This is a genomic window from Pseudomonas azotoformans (assembly GCF_900103345.1).
Taxonomy (GTDB): Bacteria; Pseudomonadota; Gammaproteobacteria; order Pseudomonadales; family Pseudomonadaceae; genus Aquipseudomonas; species Aquipseudomonas azotoformans.
Genome location: NZ_LT629702.1, coordinates 4,332,200 through 4,349,550 on the forward strand (window position 1 = coordinate 4,332,200; position 17,351 = coordinate 4,349,550).

Sequence of the window (17,351 nt, forward strand, 5' to 3'; positions counted from 1 at the left end):
TAATATTCGATGCGTAACAGACTGTTTTTTAGCCAGCTCGTTCATGCGCAACATTTTGTAAGGCCTAAATAGGGCCTAAACAAGACTGCCGCAGTGGCCGTCCGTAAATCCGACCAGTATCCTAGCACCTCCTCGCCCGCCGACGCTAAGACCAAGCGGGCAGCCCAACAGGTTTAAAAACGAATGAATGCTCTAGCCCGCCGCGCCGCAGGCCTGCTGTTCAGCACAGTTTGTCTGCCTCTTTCAGCCTTGGCTGCCGACCCACAACCCACCCATGAATTCACCCTGGACAACGGCCTCAAGGTGGTCGTACGCGAAGACCATCGCGCGCCGGTGGTGGTTTCCCAGGTCTGGTACAAGGTCGGTTCGAGCTACGAAACCCCGGGCCAGACCGGTTTGTCCCACGCCCTGGAACACATGATGTTCAAGGGCAGCGCCAAGGTAGGGCCCGGCGAAGCCTCGCTGATCCTGCGCGACCTGGGCGCCGAAGAGAACGCCTTCACCAGCGATGACTACACCGCTTATTACCAGGTGCTGGCCCGTGATCGGCTGGGCGTTGCCTTCGAGCTGGAAGCCGACCGCATGGCCAGCCTGCGCCTGCCGGCCGACGAGTTCAGCCGCGAAATCGAGGTAATCAAGGAAGAGCGCCGCCTGCGCACCGACGACAACCCGATGTCCAAGGCCTACGAGCGCTTCAAGGCCATGGCCTTCCCGGCCAGCGGCTACCACACGCCGACCATCGGCTGGATGGCCGACCTGGACCGCATGAAAGTCGAAGAGCTGCGCCACTGGTACCAATCCTGGTACGTGCCGAACAATGCCACATTGGTGGTGGTCGGCGACGTCACCCCGGACGAAGTGAAGAACCTGGCCCAGCGCTACTTCGGCCCGATCCCCAAGCGTGACGTGCCACCGGCCAAGATCCCGATGGAACTGGCCGAGCCCGGCGAGCGGCTGCTGACGCTGCATGTGAAAACCCAATTGCCGAGCGTGATGCTGGGCTTTAACGTGCCGGGCCTGGCCACCGCCGAAGACAAGCGTTCGGTGCAGGCCCTGCGCCTGATCTCGGCCTTGCTGGACGGCGGCTACAGCGCCCGCATCTCCGAACAGTTGGAGCGTGGTGAAGAGCTGGTTTCCGCTGCCTCCACCAACTACGACGCCTACACCCGTGGCGATACCCTGTTCATGCTGAGCGCCACGCCGAATCAGCAGAAGAAGAAAACCGTCGCCCAAGCCGAAGCCGGTCTGTGGCGTCTATTGGAAGAGTTGAAGGCCAAGCCGCCGACCGCCGAAGAACTGGAACGCATCCGCGCCCAGGTCATTGCCGGCCTGGTCTACCAGCGTGACTCGATCACCAGCCAGGCCACGGCCATTGGCTCCCTGGAGACCGTCGGCCTGTCCTGGAAACTGATGGACACGGAACTCGCCGACCTGCAAAGCGTGACCCCGGAAGATATCCAGAAAGCCGCGCGCACCTATTTCACCCGCGAACGTCTGAGCGTCGCCCATGTTTTGCCTGAGGAGACCGCTCATGAGTGATCGCAAAAGCAGCCGCCTGATTTTTCCCGGCCTGATCGTCGTCACACTGATGGCAGCCAGTGCCGTGTATTTCCTGCGTCCGAGCGAGTCCGTCGCCAGCCAGGCCCTGGAAAAAGCCCAATCGAGCAGCAAGCTGCAATCCCTGGCTGAACTGGACGACAAGGCACCAACCAACCGTAAGCTCGACGTTCAAACATGGACCACCGCCGAAGGCGCCAAGGTGCTGTTCGTCGAGGCCCATGAACTGCCGATGTTCGACATGCGCATCCTGTTCGCCGCCGGTAGCAGCCAGGACGGCAACGTACCGGGCCTCGCGCTGATGACCAACGCCATGCTCAACGAAGGCGTGCCGGGCAAGGATGTGAGCCAGATCGCCCGTGACTTCGAAGGCCTGGGCGCGGACTTCGGCAATGGCGCTTACCGCGACATGGCGCTGGTGTCCTTGCGCAGCCTCAGCGACAGCAACAAACGCGACGCCGCCCTGAGCCTGTTTGACCAGGTGATCGGCAAACCAACCTTCCCCGCCGACTCCCTGGCGCGGATCAAGAACCAGATCCTCGCCGGCTTCGAATACCAGAAGCAGAACCCAGGCAAGCTGGCCAGTCTTGAACTGTTCAAGCGCCTGTATGGCGATCATCCGTACGCACACCCAAGCGAAGGTACGCCTGAAAGCGTGCCGAAGATTACCCTCGCGCAGTTGCAGGCGTTCCACGCCAAGGCTTACGCAGCGGGCAACGCGGTGATTGCGGTAGTGGGTGACCTGACCCGCGCCGAAGCCGAAGCCATGACAGCCAAGGTTTCGGCGTCGCTGCCCAAGGGCCCGGCGCTGGCGAAGATCGCCCAGCCGACCGAACCCAAGGCGGGCCTGAGCCATATCGAGTTCCCATCCAAGCAGACGCATCTGTTGTTCGCGCAACTGGGCATCGACCGCGCCGACCCGGACTACGCCGCCTTGTCCCTGGGTAACCAGATCCTCGGCGGCGGCGGTTTCGGCACTCGCCTGATGAGCGAAGTGCGTGAAAAACGCGGCCTGACCTACGGCGTGTACTCCGGGTTCTCGCCGATGCAGGTACGCGGCCCGTTCATGATCAACCTGCAGACCCGCGCCGAAATGAGCGGCGGCACCCTGCGCCTGGTCGAGGATGTGGTGGCCGACTACCTCAAGACCGGCCCGACGCAAAAAGAGCTGGATGACGCCAAGCGCGAGCTGGCCGGCAGCTTCCCGCTGTCGACCGCCAGCAACGCCGATATCGTCGGGCAGTTGGGAGCGATGGGTTTCTACAACCTGCCGCTGAGCTATCTGGAAGATTTCATGAAACAATCCCAGGCCCTGACCGTAGAGCAGGTCAAGGCTGCAATGAATAAACACTTGAGCGCCGACAAGATGGTCATCGTGACCGCCGGCCCGACGATTGCGCAAAAGCCACTACCGCCCCCCACTGATAAACCCGCCGAGCAGCCGCTCGGGGTTCCGGAGCATTAATGGCCAGTTCATCTCGCCCGAAAAAACCTGTCCACAACGTGCATAACGGTGTGGGCCAACTGCGCATCATTGGCGGCGAATGGCGCAGCCGCAAGCTGAGCTTCCCCGACGTCGTAGGCCTGCGCCCGACGCCGGACCGCGTGCGTGAAACCCTGTTCAACTGGCTGGCCCCGTACATCGCGGGCGCCAAGGTGCTGGACCCGTTCGCCGGCAGCGGTGCGCTGTTCCTGGAGGCGCTGTCCCGTGGCGCCGCCCTGGGCCAGGCGCTGGACGCCAGCAATGTGGCGGTGTCCAGCCTCAAGGAACACCTGGGCACCCTGCGCTGCACCACCGGCCAGGTGCAAACCGCCGACGCGCTGCGCTATCTCGAAACCCAGCCGGCCAGCGAATTCGACGTGGTGTTCCTCGACCCGCCGTTCAACCAGAACCTGCTGCCGACCGTGTGCGCGTTGCTGGAAGAACGCCAATGGCTCGCGGCGGATTCGTGGATCTACACTGAAAGCGAGACCGCGCCTTCTACCCTGGGCTTGCCGGCCACCTGGCGGCTGCACAGGGAGCAGAAGTCCGGACGGGTGTATTACGCGTTGTGGCAACGAACTGCACACACTGGTTCACTGTAGGAGCGGGCTTGCCCGCGAAGATCGACAACGATCACGCTGGCATCCTGAATAAACGCGGCGCCCTTACGTTTTTCGCGAGCAAGCTCGCTCCTACAGGGATTTGGGCAGCCCCGTCCGGCACAGAGCATTTCATGACGTCTTCTTGCGACCTGTTCACCCCCGCCTTCGGCCTCGGCAACCCCCACCTGCAAACACTGTGGGGGCCGCTGTGGCGCCCCACCACCCACATCGAACGCCAACGCGAACGCCTGTGGCTGGAAGACGGCGACTTCCTCGACCTCGACTGGCATGGCCCCCATGACGCGCAAGCACCGTTGGTGCTGGCGCTGCACGGGTTGACCGGTTCCTCCAACTCGCCCTACGTGGCCGGCCTGCAAAAAGCCCTGGCCGCGCAAGGCTGGGCCAGCGCGGCGTTGAACTGGCGTGGCTGCTCGGGCGAGCCGAACCTGTTGGCGCGCAGCTATCACTCCGGCGCAAGCGAAGACCTGGCGGCGGCGATTGCCCATCTGCGGGCCAAGCGGCCGCTGGCGCCGCTGTATGCGGTGGGTTACTCACTGGGCGGCAATGTGCTGCTCAAGCATTTGGGCGAAACCGGCGAGGCATCGGGGCTGCAAGGCGCGGCGGCAGTGTCGGTGCCGTTTCGCCTGGACCAATGCGCAGACCGCATCGGCCTCGGCTTTTCGCGGGTCTATCAGAAGCATTTCATGCGGGAAATGCTGGCGTATATCCGCGTCAAGCAAAGCCGCTTTCTACAGGACGGCCGGGCGGACGGATTGAAGACGCTTGAGGCCCTGGGCTCATTGGACAAGATGCGCACGTTCTGGGACTTTGACGGTCGGGTCACAGCGCCTTTGCACGGTTTTTTGAGTGCCGAGGACTACTACCGCCGAGCTTCGAGCCGCTATTACCTGGGTGGCATCCGCACGCCCACCCTGATCATCCAGGCCGCCGATGACCCGTTTGTGTTTGCCCACAGCCTGCCCGAGGCCAGTGAGCTGTCGACGAATACGGAATTTGAGCTGCTGGCCAAGGGTGGGCATGTGGGGTTTGTCGACGGCTCACTCAAACGCCCAAGTTACTACTTGGAACGCCGCATCCCCGAATGGCTGCTGACACAGCGCGGTTAATAATGTGGGAGCGGGCTTGCTCGCGAATGCGGTGGGTCAGCCAACACGTCATTGACTGGTCCACCGCATTCGCGAGCAAGCCCGCTCCCACATTTGGATTGGGTTTACACGACGGATAACTCAGTCGCCGGTAGCGATGGCCCGCGCCGGATCGGTGATCCACTCGCTCCACGACCCGGCATACAACTTGCCCAACGGGTAACCCGCCAGGCTCAGGGCGAACAGGTTGTGGCACGCCGTCACCCCTGAACCGCAATACGCCACCAGTTCATCCGGCGAGCGCCCCTGCAATTTTTCGGCGAAGCGTTGCTTGAGTTGGTCGGCGGGCAGGAAGCGGCCGTCAGCACCCAGGTTTTCGTTGAACGCCGCGCACTGCGCCCCAGGGATGTGCCCGGCAATCGGGTCGATGGGTTCCACTTCACCACGAAAGCGTGGTTGGGCACGGGCATCGATCAGGGTGAGGCCGGGTTGGCCCAGGCGTTTTTGCAGGTGCTCGGCATCCAGCACCAGGTGATTGTCCGGCGTACCGACGAAGGTGCCTGGCTCAACCACCGGTGCGTCCAGGCTCAGCGGAAAACCGGCCGCATGCCAGGCCTTGAGGCCACCATCCAGAATAAAGACGCCATCACGCTTGCCCAGCCACGCCAGCAACCACCAGGCCCGTGCGGCATAGGCACCGGGGCCGTCGTCATACAGCACGATATCGGTGTCGGTTTTGATCCCCCAGGCTCGCAATTGCTCGGCGAAGGTATCTGCCGCCGGCAACGGATGGCGACCGGTCACGCCCTTGGTCACCGTCCCGCTGAGGTGGCGTTCCAGGTCAGCGTACTGCGCGCCCTCGATATGCCCCTCAGCATAACTGCAGAGCCCGTAGTCCGGGTCTTCCAGGGCAAAACGGCAATCGAGGATCACCAGCCCGGCCGACTTCTGGCGCTCGGCCAGTTGCTGGGGGCTGATCAATTGGGCGAGCGGCATGACGGACTCCTATGAACAGATTCGGGAAAGGTCCTACTTCACTTCTTCCAATGCCTGATTCAACGGCACGTAAAACTCTTTGAACAACGCATCGACTGCCTCCTTCGCCTGGGGCGTGACAAACCCCGCCTCCAGCACCAGCACCTGATACACCCCGCGCTTGATCGCCTCGGCGCTCAAATGTGCAGAGTTTTCATTGGTGGTGCACAGAAACCGCACCCAGGAGGTGAGGATGATCCAGGCATTGAGGGTCAGGGCTTCGGTTTGCACCGGGTCCATATTGAGGATGCCAGCGTCGACAAACCCTTGGTAAATGGCGCCGCCCTGGGTCAGGCAGCGCTGGGAAAAACGCCGGTAGCCGGTGGCCAGTTCCGGGTCGCTTTCCAGCAGGTGTTCGAGGTCGCGGTGCAGGAAACGGTAGCGCCACATGCCGGCCAGCACGGCCTGCAGGTAGAAACGCTTGTCTTCGACGGTGACGGCGCGGCCTTGGGGTGGGCGCAGGAAACTGTCCACCAGGGCTTCGTATTCACGAAACAGCACGGCGATGATCGCCTGCTTGTTGGGGAAATGGTAGTACAGGTTGCCCGGCGAAATTTCCATGTGGGCGGCAATGTGGTTGGTGCTCACACTGCGCTCGCCCTGCTGGTTAAAAAGCTCCAGGCTGGTTTGCACAATGCGCTCGCTGGTCTTTACTCGTGGTGCCATAGGGGATCAGCTTCTGTACACGTGATAAGGCATCTTACGGCCTATCCTTGCACGGATAAAACCGGATGTTGCTGCAATGTTATTTGACAATTTAGAGTAATGACTCTAAAAATCCAGGCAGACCTATAACAATCGGGAACGCCGCCATGTCTGCCAACGTTGCCTACCTGCAAGATTCCCAGGCACTGGACCAGCTCCAGCACCTGTTCGATACCCAGCGCCGCGCCTACGCCGCCAACCCGATGCCGCCAGCCGCGCAGCGCCAGCAATGGCTCAAGGCCCTGCGCGATCTGCTCAGCGACGAGCGCCAGGCGCTGATCGACGCGATCAGCCAGGACTTCAGCCACCGCAGTGCCGACGAGACACTGTTCGCCGAACTGATGCCCAGCCTGCATGGCATTCACTATGCCAGCAAACACCTCAAGGGCTGGATGAAACCTTCGCGGCGGGCTGTAGGCATTGCGTTCCAACCGGCCTCGGCCAAAGTCATCTATCAACCATTGGGCGTGGTCGGGGTGATCGTGCCCTGGAACTACCCGCTGTACCTGGCCATCGGCCCGTTGGTCGGCGCCCTCGCTGCCGGCAACCGGGTGATGCTCAAGCTCAGTGAGTCCACACCCGCTACCGGCGAATTGCTCAAGGCGCTGCTGGCGAAAATCTTCCCGGAAGACCTGGTGTGCGTGGTGCTGGGTGAAGCCGAGGTAGGCATGGCGTTTTCCAAGCTGCCCTTCGACCACCTGCTGTTCACCGGCGCCACCAGCATCGGCAAGCATGTGATGCGTGCGGCGGCCGAACACCTCACGCCGGTCACTCTGGAGTTGGGCGGCAAGTCGCCGGCCATCGTGTCTGCGGATGTACCGCTCAAGGACGCAGCCGAGCGTATCGCCTTCGGTAAGGCATTGAACGCCGGGCAAACCTGCGTGGCGCCCGACTATGTATTGGTGCCGGAAGACCGCGTCGACGGTTTCGTCGAGGCCTACACCCAGGCTGTTCGCGGGTTTTATCCGACCCTGGCCGACAACCCGGACTACACCGCCATCATCAACGAACGGCAACTGGCCCGGCTGAATGCCTACGTCAAGGACGCCACCGACAAGGGCGCCACCCTGATTCCGCTGTACGACCAGGGTCAGGCGCGGCGCATGGCCCACAGCCTGTTGCTGAATGTCAGCGATGACATGACCGTGATGCAGGACGAGATCTTCGGCCCGGTGCTGCCTATCGTGCCGTATCGGGGTATCGACCAGGCCTTTGCCTACATCAACCAACGCCCTCGCCCACTGGCCCTGTATTACTTCGGCTACAACAAGCGCGAGCAGGACCGGGTACTTCATGAGACCCACTCCGGCGGCGTATGCCTGAACGACACGCTGCTGCACGTGGCCCAGGACGACATGCCGTTTGGCGGCATCGGCCCGTCGGGCATGGGCCACTACCACGGCCACGAGGGCTTCCTGACGTTCAGCAAAGCCAAGGGTGTACTGGTGAAGCAGCGCCTGAACGCAGCGAAGCTGATCTATCCGCCCTACGGCAAAGCTATCCAGAAGTTGATCCAGAAGCTGTTCGTTCGCTGAAACCGCCAACCACGGGATAACAATAACAATGAACCCTAGCCTGACTGATTCACCCGCGCTGTCGCGGCGCGGCGTCTTGAAGATTGGCCTGTGCGCCAGCGCCTTCCTGGCGACCGCCGGGCTGGGCGCCAGCCTCAGCGGTTGCTCCAGCAGCACGCCGGCCAGCGGCTTTGCCATGCTGCGAGCCAGTGACCTGCCGTTCCTGCGCGCGGTGATCCCGGTGCTGCTCGAAGGCGTCGCCAGCGCCCAGGACGTGGCCGCCGGGATTGAAGACACGCTGAAAAAACTCGACTACAGCCTGCAACACCTGTCGCCGCAGATGTTCAAGCTCACCCAGCAACTGTTCGACGTATTGGGCATGGGCGTCACCCGTGGGCCGTTGACCGGGATCTGGGGCAGTTGGGAAAACGCCAGCGCCGAGCAGATCCGCAACTTCCTGCACCGCTGGGAAAACAGCTACCTGAACCTGCTGCGCATGGGCCAGGGCTCGCTGCTCAAGCTGGTGATCATGGCCTGGTATTTCCAGCCGGCGTCCTGGGCGCATTGCGGTTACCCCGGCCCGCCAAAGATTTGATTCGCCGCCCCCCCATAAAAACAAGAGACGACCCTGATGCCCGTACCCGACCTGTTCCGCGACGGCATGGCCCGTGGCTGGAAGACCCACAATGGCGCCGCGCTCGATAACGACCTGACCCTGGAAGCCGATGTGGCGATCATCGGCAGCGGCGCCGGAGGCGGCACCACTGCCGAGATTCTCAGCGCCGCCGGCTACAAGGTGCTGCTGATCGAAGAAGGCCCGCTCAAGACCAGCAGCGACTTCAAACTGCTGGAAGACGAGGCCTACGCCAGCCTGTACCAGGAAGGCATCGGCCGCATGAGCAAGGACGGCGCCATCACCATCCTGCAGGGCCGGGCGGTGGGCGGCACCACGCTGATCAACTGGACGTCCAGTTTCCGCACCCCGGACGCCACCCTCGCCCACTGGGCCAGCGAATACGCGGTGAAGGGCCACAGCAGCGCCGAGATGGCACCGTGGTTCGAAAAAATGGAGCAGCGCCTGGGCATCGCACCGTGGGCTATCCCCCCGAATGCCAACAACGATGTCATCCGCAAAGGCTGCGAAAAGCTCGGCTACAGCTGGCACGTGATCCCACGCAATGTGCGTGGCTGCTTCAACCTGGGTTATTGCGGCATGGGCTGCCCGGTCAATGCCAAGCAGTCGATGCTGGTGACCACCATCCCGTCGACCCTGGAAAAAGGCGGCGAGCTGTTGTACCTGGCCCGCGCCGAGCGCCTCGTCTATAAAGGCGACGCTATCAGTAGCCTGGAATGCGTGGCGATGGACGAGCGTTGCGTGGCGCCTACCGGACGCAAGATCACGGTGAAGGCCAGGCATTACGTGCTCTCCGGCGGCGGCATCAACAGCCCGGCGCTGCTGATGCGCTCGGACGCGCCCGACCCGCACTCGCGGCTGGGCAAGCGTACCTTTCTGCATCTGGTGAACTTCTCCGCCGGGCTGTTCGACGAGGTGATCAACCCGTTCTACGGCGCGCCGCAGTCGATCTATTCCGATCACTTTCAATGGCAGGACGGGACGACCGGCAAAATGTCCTACAAGCTGGAAGCACCGCCCCTGCATCCAGGCTTAGCCAGCACCTTGTTTGGCGGCTATGGCACGCAGAACGCTCTGGACATGAGCCAATTGCCGCATACCCACGCCATGCTTGCGCTGTTGCGTGACGGTTTTCACCCCGACAGCCAGGGCGGCAGCGTGGATTTACGCGGTGACGGTACGCCGGTGCTCGATTATCAGGTCTCACCCTATGCCTGGGACGGCCTGCGCCGGGCGTTTCACAGCATGGCCGAGATCCAGTTCGCGGCGGGCGCCAAGTCGGTCAAGCCGCTGCACCACGACGCGCGGTTCGTGAACACCTTGGCCGAGGCACGCCGCGTGATTGACGGGTTGAACCTGGAATTGCACCGAACCACCCTGGGCAGCGCCCATGTGATGGGCGGCTGCGCCATGGGTGAAGACCCGAAAAATGCAGTGGCCGACAGCCTGGGTCGCCATCATCAGTTGCGCAATCTGTCGATCCACGATGGTTCTCTATTCCCCACCAGCATTGGGGCCAATCCACAATTATCGGTGTACGGTTTGACCGCCCAACTGGCGACAGCCTTGGCCGAACGTCTGAAAACAGCGTGAAAAAACACGGTATTCGCCGTGTCTATAGTGCTTTCTTCTGCATAAGTTGACTTTCCCGACCGGGACGGCTGCGATACCATCCGGTTCCCCAACGGACTCCGCCAGGACGACGCGATGAACCGAGTGTTGTACCCAGGTACCTTCGACCCGATTACCAAAGGCCATGGCGATCTGGTCGAACGTGCCTCACGCTTGTTCGACCATGTGATCATCGCGGTCGCGGCCAGCCCCAAGAAAAACCCGCTGTTTCCCCTGGAACAGCGCGTGGAGCTGGCGCGTGAGGTCACCAAACACCTGCCCAATGTGGAAGTGGTGGGCTTTTCCACACTGCTGGCGCATTTCGCCAAGGAGCAGAACGCCAATGTGTTCCTGCGCGGCCTGCGTGCGGTGTCGGACTTCGAATACGAATTCCAGCTGGCCAACATGAACCGCCAACTGGCGCCGGACGTGGAAAGCCTGTTCCTCACGCCGTCGGAGCGCTATTCGTTCATTTCCTCGACGTTGGTCCGTGAAATCGCCGCTTTGGGCGGAGATATCACCAAGTTCGTGCACCCGGCTGTGGCGGATGCGCTGACACTGCGCTTCAAGAAATAAGCCCCCAATCGGCGCCTGCTCGCGCTGCGGGCGCCAATGCGGCACAATTGCGCGCATTAGTTTTCAGATGCCTTGGCTGACAGCCCTGGCAGGAGTTTCCATGTCCCTGATCATCACCGACGATTGCATCAACTGCGACGTCTGCGAACCCGAGTGCCCGAACGCTGCGATTTCCCAAGGCGAAGAGATCTACGTGATCGACCCGAACCTGTGCACCCAGTGCGTCGGCCACTATGACGAACCCCAATGCCAGCAGGTGTGCCCGGTGGATTGCATTCCATTGGATGAAGCCCATCCCGAGACGGAAGAGCAGTTGATGGAGAAATACCGGAAGATTACCGGTAAGGCTTAAGGGCCTCTTCGCGAGCAAGCCCGCTCCCACAGTTGACCGAGTTCCAATATGAGAATGCGGTCGAATGTGGGAGCGGGCTTGCTCGCGAAGGCGGCATCAGCCATCACACAAGATCAGCGCTGGCACTTGGGGCAAAACACACTCGCGCGCTGCCCCAGCACCACATTGCGCAACTCGCTCCCGCAGACCTTGCACGCCTCGCCGCCCCGGCCATAGACGAACAGTTCCTGCTGGAAATAGCCCGGCTGCCCGTCGCCGCCGATAAAGTCGCGCAACGTGGTGCCGCCGCGCTCGATGGCAGCAGCCAGCACGCGCTTGATCTCGATCGCCAGCTTCAAATAACGCGCCCGCGAAATACCGCCGGCCTCGCGACGCGGATCAATCCCCGCCGCAAACAGCGCTTCCGTCGCATAGATATTACCCACGCCCACCACCACCGCGTTGTCCATGATAAAGGGCTTCACCGCCATCGAGCGCCCACGGGACAGCTGGAACAGCCGCTCACCGTCAAACAGGTCGGTCAGCGGCTCCGGCCCCAAGCGCAGCAGCAGTTCATGGTTGTGCGGGTCCTGGCTCCAGAGCATGGCGCCAAACCGCCGAGGGTCGGTGTAGCGCAGGGCTAGGCCTGATTCGAGTTCGATATCCACATGTTCATGCTTGGCCGCCGGCATGCCCACCTCCACCAGGCGCAGGTTTCCCGACATGCCCAAGTGACTGATCAAGGTGCCCACTTCGGCATTGATCAGCAGGTACTTGGCCCGCCGCTCCACCAGCACGATGCGCTGCCCGGACAGGCGCACATCGAGGTCTTCCGGGATCGGCCAGCGCAGGCGTCGCTCGCGCACCACCACGCGGCTGACCCGCTGGCCTTCCAGGTGCGGCGCAATCCCGCGCCGGGTGGTTTCGACTTCTGGTAACTCGGGCATGTGTGCCTCTTTAAGGAAGGGTCAGTGGGCGCCCAGTTCGCGGATCGACAACTTCATGCTCTCGAAGTCGTAGTCCGACAGCCCCACGTAATCCAGCACCAGGTGGCCGATGGCGTTCCACTCATGGTCCACCGCCTGGTTACCCAGCACGCGGTAGGACGAGCAGATATGCTCGGCCATTTTCAGGATCGCCAGCAGGTTCTTCAGTTGCGAATTGCGCGCTGACTCATCGCTGAAAATCGCCAGGGCGTTGTGGTGATTGGCGATGGCGTCAGTCACATGCTGCGGCAGGCGCCAGGACTTGGCGGTGTAGTAGCCAACCACCGCATGGTTGGTGTTGAACGCGTTGTTCTCGGTGTCGACCACGCGGCAATCGGGGCCGGCATTGGCATACGCCTGCTCCAGCACCGCCATGTAGTTGGGGAAACGCTTGAGCATCAGAGGCACGCCGCAATCGTGGAACAGCCCCAGGGCATAGGCCTCGTCCACCGCCTGGGCGCCGGTGCGCTTGGCCAGGGTAAGGCAAGTCATGGCCACATCCTGGGCGGTGTCCCAGAAGCGGTTGAGGGTGACGATGGTGTCGTCGCTCATTTCGCCCTTGATCGACAACGCGTTGATCAGGTTGATGATCGAACGGCTGCCCAACAGGTTCACCGCGCGCTGGATCGAGGCGATCTTGTTGCTCAGGCCGTAATACGACGAGTTGACGATCTTCAGCAACGCGCCGGATAGGCCCGGGTCCTGGGAAATCAGCCGCGCGATCACTTCCAGGTCTGGGTCGGGCATGTATTGCTCCATCTGCAAATCCACCATGATTTGCGGCTGGGGCGGCACGCTGATGCCTTGCAGGGCCTGTTGGATCTGTTCGGCGGAAAGCTCTTGGGACATAAGTACACACTCTGGGCTAGGCGGGGATTCTACCCTCTATAGGAACCTGACCGACACCTCAAAAACCGGATTGGAATGTGATCAAATGTGGGAGCGGGCTTGCTCGCGAAGGCGGAGTGCCAGTCACTGGAGTTGTCGACTGACCCACCGCCTTCGCGAGCAAGCCCGCTCCCACATGTCCGGCGGCGCCGCCAATTCCTACACAACACGGTATACTCCCGCTCTTTTTTCCGGAGCGACGTCATGTCCCTGCCAAGCCTGCGTCTCAAAGCCAACGCCGATCGTCGTTTGCGCAACGGCCACCTGTGGGTCTACAGCAACGAAATCGACGTGGCCGCCACCCCACTTCACGGCTTCCAGGCGGGCGACCAGGCCATCCTCGAAGCGGCCGGCGGCAAGACCCTGGGCATCGTGGCCATGAGCCCGAACAACCTGATCTGCGCCCGCCTGCTGTCGCGCGACATCAAGTTGCCGCTGGACAAGTCGCTGCTGGTGCACCGCCTGAACGTCGCCCTGTCCCTGCGCGATCGCCTGTTCGACAAGCCGTTCTACCGCCTGGTCTACGGCGATTCCGACCTGTTGCCGGGCCTGGTGGTCGACCGTTTCGGCGACATTCTGGTGGTGCAGATCGCCTCGGCGACCATGGAAGCGCATAAAGAAGACGTGATCGCCGCCCTGACCCAAGTGCTCAAGCCAAGCGGCATCCTCTTCAAGAACGACTCCGCCGCGCGCGACGCCGAAGGCCTCAACCGCTACGTCGAAACCGTATTCGGCCTGGTGCCGGAGTGGGTGGCGCTGGAAGAAAACGGCGTGAAATTCGAAGCCCCGGTAATCCAGGGCCAGAAAACCGGCTGGTTCTACGACCACCGCATGAACCGCGCCCGCCTGGCCCCGTATGCCAAGGGCAAGCGCGTGCTGGACCTGTACAGCTACATCGGCGGTTGGGGCGTGCAAGCCGCAGCCTTCGGCGCCAGCGAAGTGTTCTGCGTCGACGCCTCCGCCTTCGCCCTCGACGGCGTGGAGCGCAACGCCGCGCTGAACGGCTTTGCCGAGAAGATGACCTGCATCGAAGGCGACGTGTTCGAAGCCTTGAAAGAACTGAAAGCCAGCGAAGAACGCTTCGACGTGATCGTCGCCGACCCACCGGCCTTCATCAAACGCAAGAAAGACATGAAGAACGGCGAAGGCGCCTACCGCCGCCTCAACGAGCAAGCCATGCGCCTGCTCAGCAAGGACGGCATTCTGGTCAGCGCGTCGTGCTCCATGCACCTGCCGGAAGACGACCTGCAAAACATCCTGCTGACCAGCGCCCGTCACCTGGACCGTAATATCCAGATGCTGGAGCGTGGCGGCCAAGGGCCAGATCATCCGGTGCACCCGGCAATTGCCGAGACGCGGTATATCAAGAGCATTACGTGCCGGTTGTTGCCCAATAGCTGAGTTTTTTCCCGCGATGCTGCCCGACTGGCTCCGGGCAGCATCAATTCACAAAGCCGACCCTTCATATAAAAGCAAACTTTTTAATTTTTTGTACAAAGTCAAAAACCACATATAGCTTCATCGTTACAGCAAAAACATACTACAACGCCACCAGAATCTTCCTACCCCTCCTGACTAGATATATTTAAAACCAGCGCCTAGCCTAGTTTCCGTCACAATCAAATTGTGTGACAGCTATTTAACTTAATGAAATGGAGAGCTGATATGAACGCAATCGTTCTTGAGTCAAAAGCACTGGCAGCATTCGCATTGATCGGAATGCCTAAATAAGTCGTTGATTACGAGCTGGGGTGTACGCCAACCCAGCCCTAAGAACGGGAAGAAAACAATGCAAATAAATCCCAACTTATTTTTCTTAACCAAATCACAACATCTGATTATCTGGAACTACAAAACTCATGAGCAATTTGAATTAGATCGCGCGCACTCGCAGCGACTGCTAGAGCTAATATACGACCTTTCGCTTTATGACCCTGAGTTTGAGATCGACTCGACATTCACTCACCATGCAATTATTCAACAAGGTGCGCCAACGTTAGATAACCAGTGGGGATGGGATGAATTGTCGAGGATATTCCACATTGGTACAAAAGACTTATCAGACGCTGATCAACCTACAGACAGCGTCAGTTGGGCCGCTCATTATTTGGCCCACTGCCAGAGCGTAATGCGCACGAGTCCTCCTGATTCGAATCGGTTCGCCCATCTCCAACCAGAAGACTTTATCAGTCTACCGCAACCTTCACCAAACGAATCTCTCAGAACATACCCGTTACTGCAACACACGTTAATTAAGCGAAAAACCTGCCGCACCTATTTAAACAAAAGCATTTCTTTAGAAGACCTAAGTACGCTGCTCTACCTATCTCTAGGACACTTAAAAGAACGCCTGCAAGACACCTCACATTTAACGCCCTCCTCTTTCCGCGCTAGACGAAGCAGCCCGTCAGGTGGTGGATTAAGCTCCAGCGAAGGTTATATTTATGCGCACAACATAAGAGGCGTAAACCCCGGATTTTATTATTACCACCCGGAGCTACACGCACTCAGGCTGATTCGCCGAATACAAGAGCCACTTGGAAACTACCTTAACGGCCAGCATTTCATTGACAATCTTCCCTTTGGTATTTTTATTACCTCGCGATTCGACAAACTGTGGTGGAAGTACCCACACTCCAGAGCCTACCGAGTTGCCCTGATAGAAGCCGGACACATCGCACAAACAGCTCAGCTCATTTCAACCGCCATGGGGCTTAACACTTGGTTGTCCTCCGCTCTCAACGACACCAAGATCGAGAAAGTCCTTGGCATACAGGGCATTAAAGAGCAGTTAGTTCTTTTCGTAGGCGCCGGTTACAGCGACGGTCAGGTTTTCAGCGATGAATTCGAAAAGCTTTTGAGGACTGATTGAGGCCTTGGCGATGCAGCCCATTACAGCATGCCTTGGGAAGAGAATGACTCCACCTTTATTGATTGAATTCTCGCCACCCAAGGCTAATATCGGTTTTTGGCACCCCACCGGATAACAAATACAATGTCTGAGCCTTCCTGCTCGCCCTTACTCAGCCGCGAGATAAAACGCCACCAACTCTCACGCTTCATCCTCATTACTTGCATCTCGCTTATCAGCTTCTTCCCGATCAACATCCTGCTGCCCTCCTTTCCCGCCTTGGCTGAAAGGTTCGATACACCCACCGCCGATGTGGCGCTGTCCATCAGCCTGTTCACACTGGTCTTTTCCATCTCCCAACTGATCACTGGCCCGCTCTCGGATAAATGGGGGCGCAAGGAAGTCCTGCTCGGCTGCATCACACTGTCGATCCTGGGAGCGATCGGTTGTGCACTGGCGCCAGACTATCTGACCTTCTTGTTGTTTCGCAGCGTCCAGGCCCTGGGGTGCGGTTTCTTCGTATTGGGCCACGCCCTGGTGGAAGACCTGTTCGAGGAACAAGACCGCGCCCGCGTGCGCCTCTATTACATGACCCTGAGCGGTTCATTCGTCGCGCTGTCGCCGTTGATCGGCTCCTGGCTGCAAGCCACCTTCGACTGGCAAGGCAGCTTTTATGGGTTCGCCGTGATGGCACTGGGCATGTTGGTCCATGCCCTCTGCATCCTGCCGTCCAAGTCCGCCAGCCCGCACCGCATGTCGGTGTCGATCATCGGCACGCTGAAAGCCGTCGCCCGCAACCGCGACTTCCTGCGCTACTGGTGGATCGCCGCATTGGTATTCGCGTGTTATTTCGCCTTGATCAGCGTGACACCGCTGATTTTCATGGATGCGCTGAAGCTCTCCGAATACCAGTACGCGCTGGTGCTGATGGTGTACGGCGTGGCCTATCTGCTGGGCGGCGTTGCAGCCTCGTACCTGCAAAAGCGCATTGCGCTGTCCCGGCAAATCAATATCGGCCTGGGGCTGCTACTCGTCGCCGGCGTGCTGTTAACGCTGATCGTCAGCCTCGATGCCATTACCACTGTGACGTTGCTCATCCCGATGTTGATCAGCGCCCTGGCCGTGACCCTGGTTCGCCCGGCGGCGATTTCGGCGGCGATGCTGCTGTTCTCGAGCAGCGCGGGCACTGCCGCCTCGGCGGGTAACAGCATCATGTTCCTGACCGCCGCCATCAGCAGTGCCGCCCTGGCGCAAACCGGATCCAACCTATTGATGAGCATCGCCCTGAGCTTCATCGTCTTCAGCCTGTGGGGCTGGCTGACCAATGCCAGAACCGGACGCTGACCCACCCGCACGTCCCGTAGCCGCTATCTTCACGGTTTCGGCCATTCCCTCCAGCCGCCAGCGGTGTAGAATCGGCCTATTCATCGCCAGTCATCCCCCGGCGGGTTTATGAGCTCGAGGCCCACGCA

General features: G+C 60.5%; 16 protein-coding genes. 12 read left to right on the top strand and 4 right to left on the bottom strand.

Annotated features, from left to right (window positions below):
• The first annotated feature begins 183 nt into the window (after nt 1-183).
• The 4 genes from BLR69_RS19715 (at nt 184) to BLR69_RS19730 (ending at nt 4,769) form a co-directional block, all read left to right on the top strand.
• Nucleotides 184-1,539 carry a M16 family metallopeptidase gene (locus tag BLR69_RS19715; RefSeq protein ID WP_071490381.1) on the top strand — a complete coding sequence of 452 codons (1,356 nt, stop codon included), beginning with the start codon at nt 184-186 and terminating at the stop codon, nt 1,537-1,539.
• Nucleotides 1,532-3,022 carry a M16 family metallopeptidase gene (locus BLR69_RS19720; RefSeq protein WP_071494486.1) on the top strand — a complete coding sequence of 497 codons (1,491 nt, stop codon included), beginning with the start codon at nt 1,532-1,534 and terminating at the stop codon, nt 3,020-3,022. Before BLR69_RS19715 ends, BLR69_RS19720 begins: the two co-directional genes overlap by 8 nt.
• Entirely contained in the window at nt 3,022-3,642 is a 621-nt protein-coding gene (gene rsmD / locus BLR69_RS19725) for a 16S rRNA (guanine(966)-N(2))-methyltransferase RsmD (protein WP_071494487.1), read from the top strand. Before BLR69_RS19720 ends, rsmD begins: the two co-directional genes overlap by 1 nt.
• Nucleotides 3,643-3,773: 131 nt before the next feature.
• Nucleotides 3,774-4,769: a hydrolase gene (locus tag BLR69_RS19730; RefSeq protein WP_071494488.1), complete on the top strand. Its 996-nt coding sequence runs from the start codon at nt 3,774-3,776 to the stop codon at nt 4,767-4,769.
• A 120-nt stretch (nt 4,770-4,889) separates the two neighbouring features.
• Here the strand turns inward: BLR69_RS19730 and BLR69_RS19735 are convergent, their stop codons facing one another.
• Both BLR69_RS19735 and BLR69_RS19740 read right to left on the bottom strand, forming a co-directional pair.
• A complete protein-coding gene (locus BLR69_RS19735) occupies nt 4,890-5,744 on the bottom strand; it encodes a sulfurtransferase (protein ID WP_071494489.1) in 855 nt (284 codons plus the stop codon).
• Between the two features lie 33 nt (nt 5,745-5,777).
• Nucleotides 5,778-6,449, bottom strand: coding sequence for a TetR/AcrR family transcriptional regulator (locus BLR69_RS19740; RefSeq protein WP_016976019.1), 672 nt, complete (start codon nt 6,447-6,449; stop codon nt 5,778-5,780).
• A 146-nt stretch (nt 6,450-6,595) separates the two neighbouring features.
• Between BLR69_RS19740 and BLR69_RS19745 the strand changes: the two genes are divergently transcribed.
• The 5 genes from BLR69_RS19745 (at nt 6,596) to BLR69_RS19765 (ending at nt 11,175) form a co-directional block, all read left to right on the top strand.
• Entirely contained in the window at nt 6,596-8,023 is a 1,428-nt protein-coding gene (locus BLR69_RS19745; RefSeq protein WP_058426536.1) for a coniferyl aldehyde dehydrogenase, read from the top strand.
• A gap of 28 nt (nt 8,024-8,051) precedes the next feature.
• A complete protein-coding gene (locus BLR69_RS19750; RefSeq protein WP_071494490.1) occupies nt 8,052-8,597 on the top strand; it encodes a twin-arginine translocation pathway signal protein in 546 nt (181 codons plus the stop codon).
• 36 nt (nt 8,598-8,633) lie between these two features.
• Nucleotides 8,634-10,229 carry a GMC family oxidoreductase gene (locus tag BLR69_RS19755; protein ID WP_071494491.1) on the top strand — a complete coding sequence of 532 codons (1,596 nt, stop codon included), beginning with the start codon at nt 8,634-8,636 and terminating at the stop codon, nt 10,227-10,229.
• A gap of 114 nt (nt 10,230-10,343) precedes the next feature.
• Nucleotides 10,344-10,823, top strand: a complete 480-nt coding sequence (coaD, locus tag BLR69_RS19760) for a pantetheine-phosphate adenylyltransferase (RefSeq protein WP_003176711.1) — start codon at nt 10,344-10,346, stop codon at nt 10,821-10,823.
• A 100-nt stretch (nt 10,824-10,923) separates the two neighbouring features.
• Nucleotides 10,924-11,175 (top strand): YfhL family 4Fe-4S dicluster ferredoxin, encoded by a 252-nt coding sequence (locus BLR69_RS19765; RefSeq protein WP_003195146.1) that lies wholly within the window; start codon nt 10,924-10,926, stop codon nt 11,173-11,175.
• 113 nt (nt 11,176-11,288) lie between these two features.
• On the opposite strand, the gene mutM is transcribed toward BLR69_RS19765, so the two are convergent.
• Both mutM and BLR69_RS19775 read right to left on the bottom strand, forming a co-directional pair.
• A complete protein-coding gene (gene mutM / locus BLR69_RS19770) occupies nt 11,289-12,101 on the bottom strand; it encodes a bifunctional DNA-formamidopyrimidine glycosylase/DNA-(apurinic or apyrimidinic site) lyase (RefSeq protein WP_071494492.1) in 813 nt (270 codons plus the stop codon).
• 21 nt (nt 12,102-12,122) lie between these two features.
• Nucleotides 12,123-12,935 (bottom strand): HDOD domain-containing protein, encoded by an 813-nt coding sequence (locus BLR69_RS19775; protein ID WP_172832160.1) that lies wholly within the window; start codon nt 12,933-12,935, stop codon nt 12,123-12,125.
• Nucleotides 12,936-13,232: 297 nt separating this feature from the next.
• Here BLR69_RS19775 and BLR69_RS19780 point away from each other — a divergent pair, with 297 nt between their 5' ends.
• The 3 genes from BLR69_RS19780 (at nt 13,233) to BLR69_RS19790 (ending at nt 17,223) form a co-directional block, all read left to right on the top strand.
• Nucleotides 13,233-14,429: a class I SAM-dependent rRNA methyltransferase gene (locus BLR69_RS19780; RefSeq protein WP_003195152.1), complete on the top strand. Its 1,197-nt coding sequence runs from the start codon at nt 13,233-13,235 to the stop codon at nt 14,427-14,429.
• Nucleotides 14,430-14,817: 388 nt separating this feature from the next.
• Nucleotides 14,818-15,900 (top strand): SagB/ThcOx family dehydrogenase, encoded by a 1,083-nt coding sequence (locus tag BLR69_RS19785; protein WP_076955240.1) that lies wholly within the window; start codon nt 14,818-14,820, stop codon nt 15,898-15,900.
• A gap of 123 nt (nt 15,901-16,023) precedes the next feature.
• Entirely contained in the window at nt 16,024-17,223 is a 1,200-nt protein-coding gene (locus BLR69_RS19790; RefSeq protein WP_071494494.1) for an MFS transporter, read from the top strand.
• The last annotated feature ends 128 nt before the right edge of the window (nt 17,224-17,351 follow it).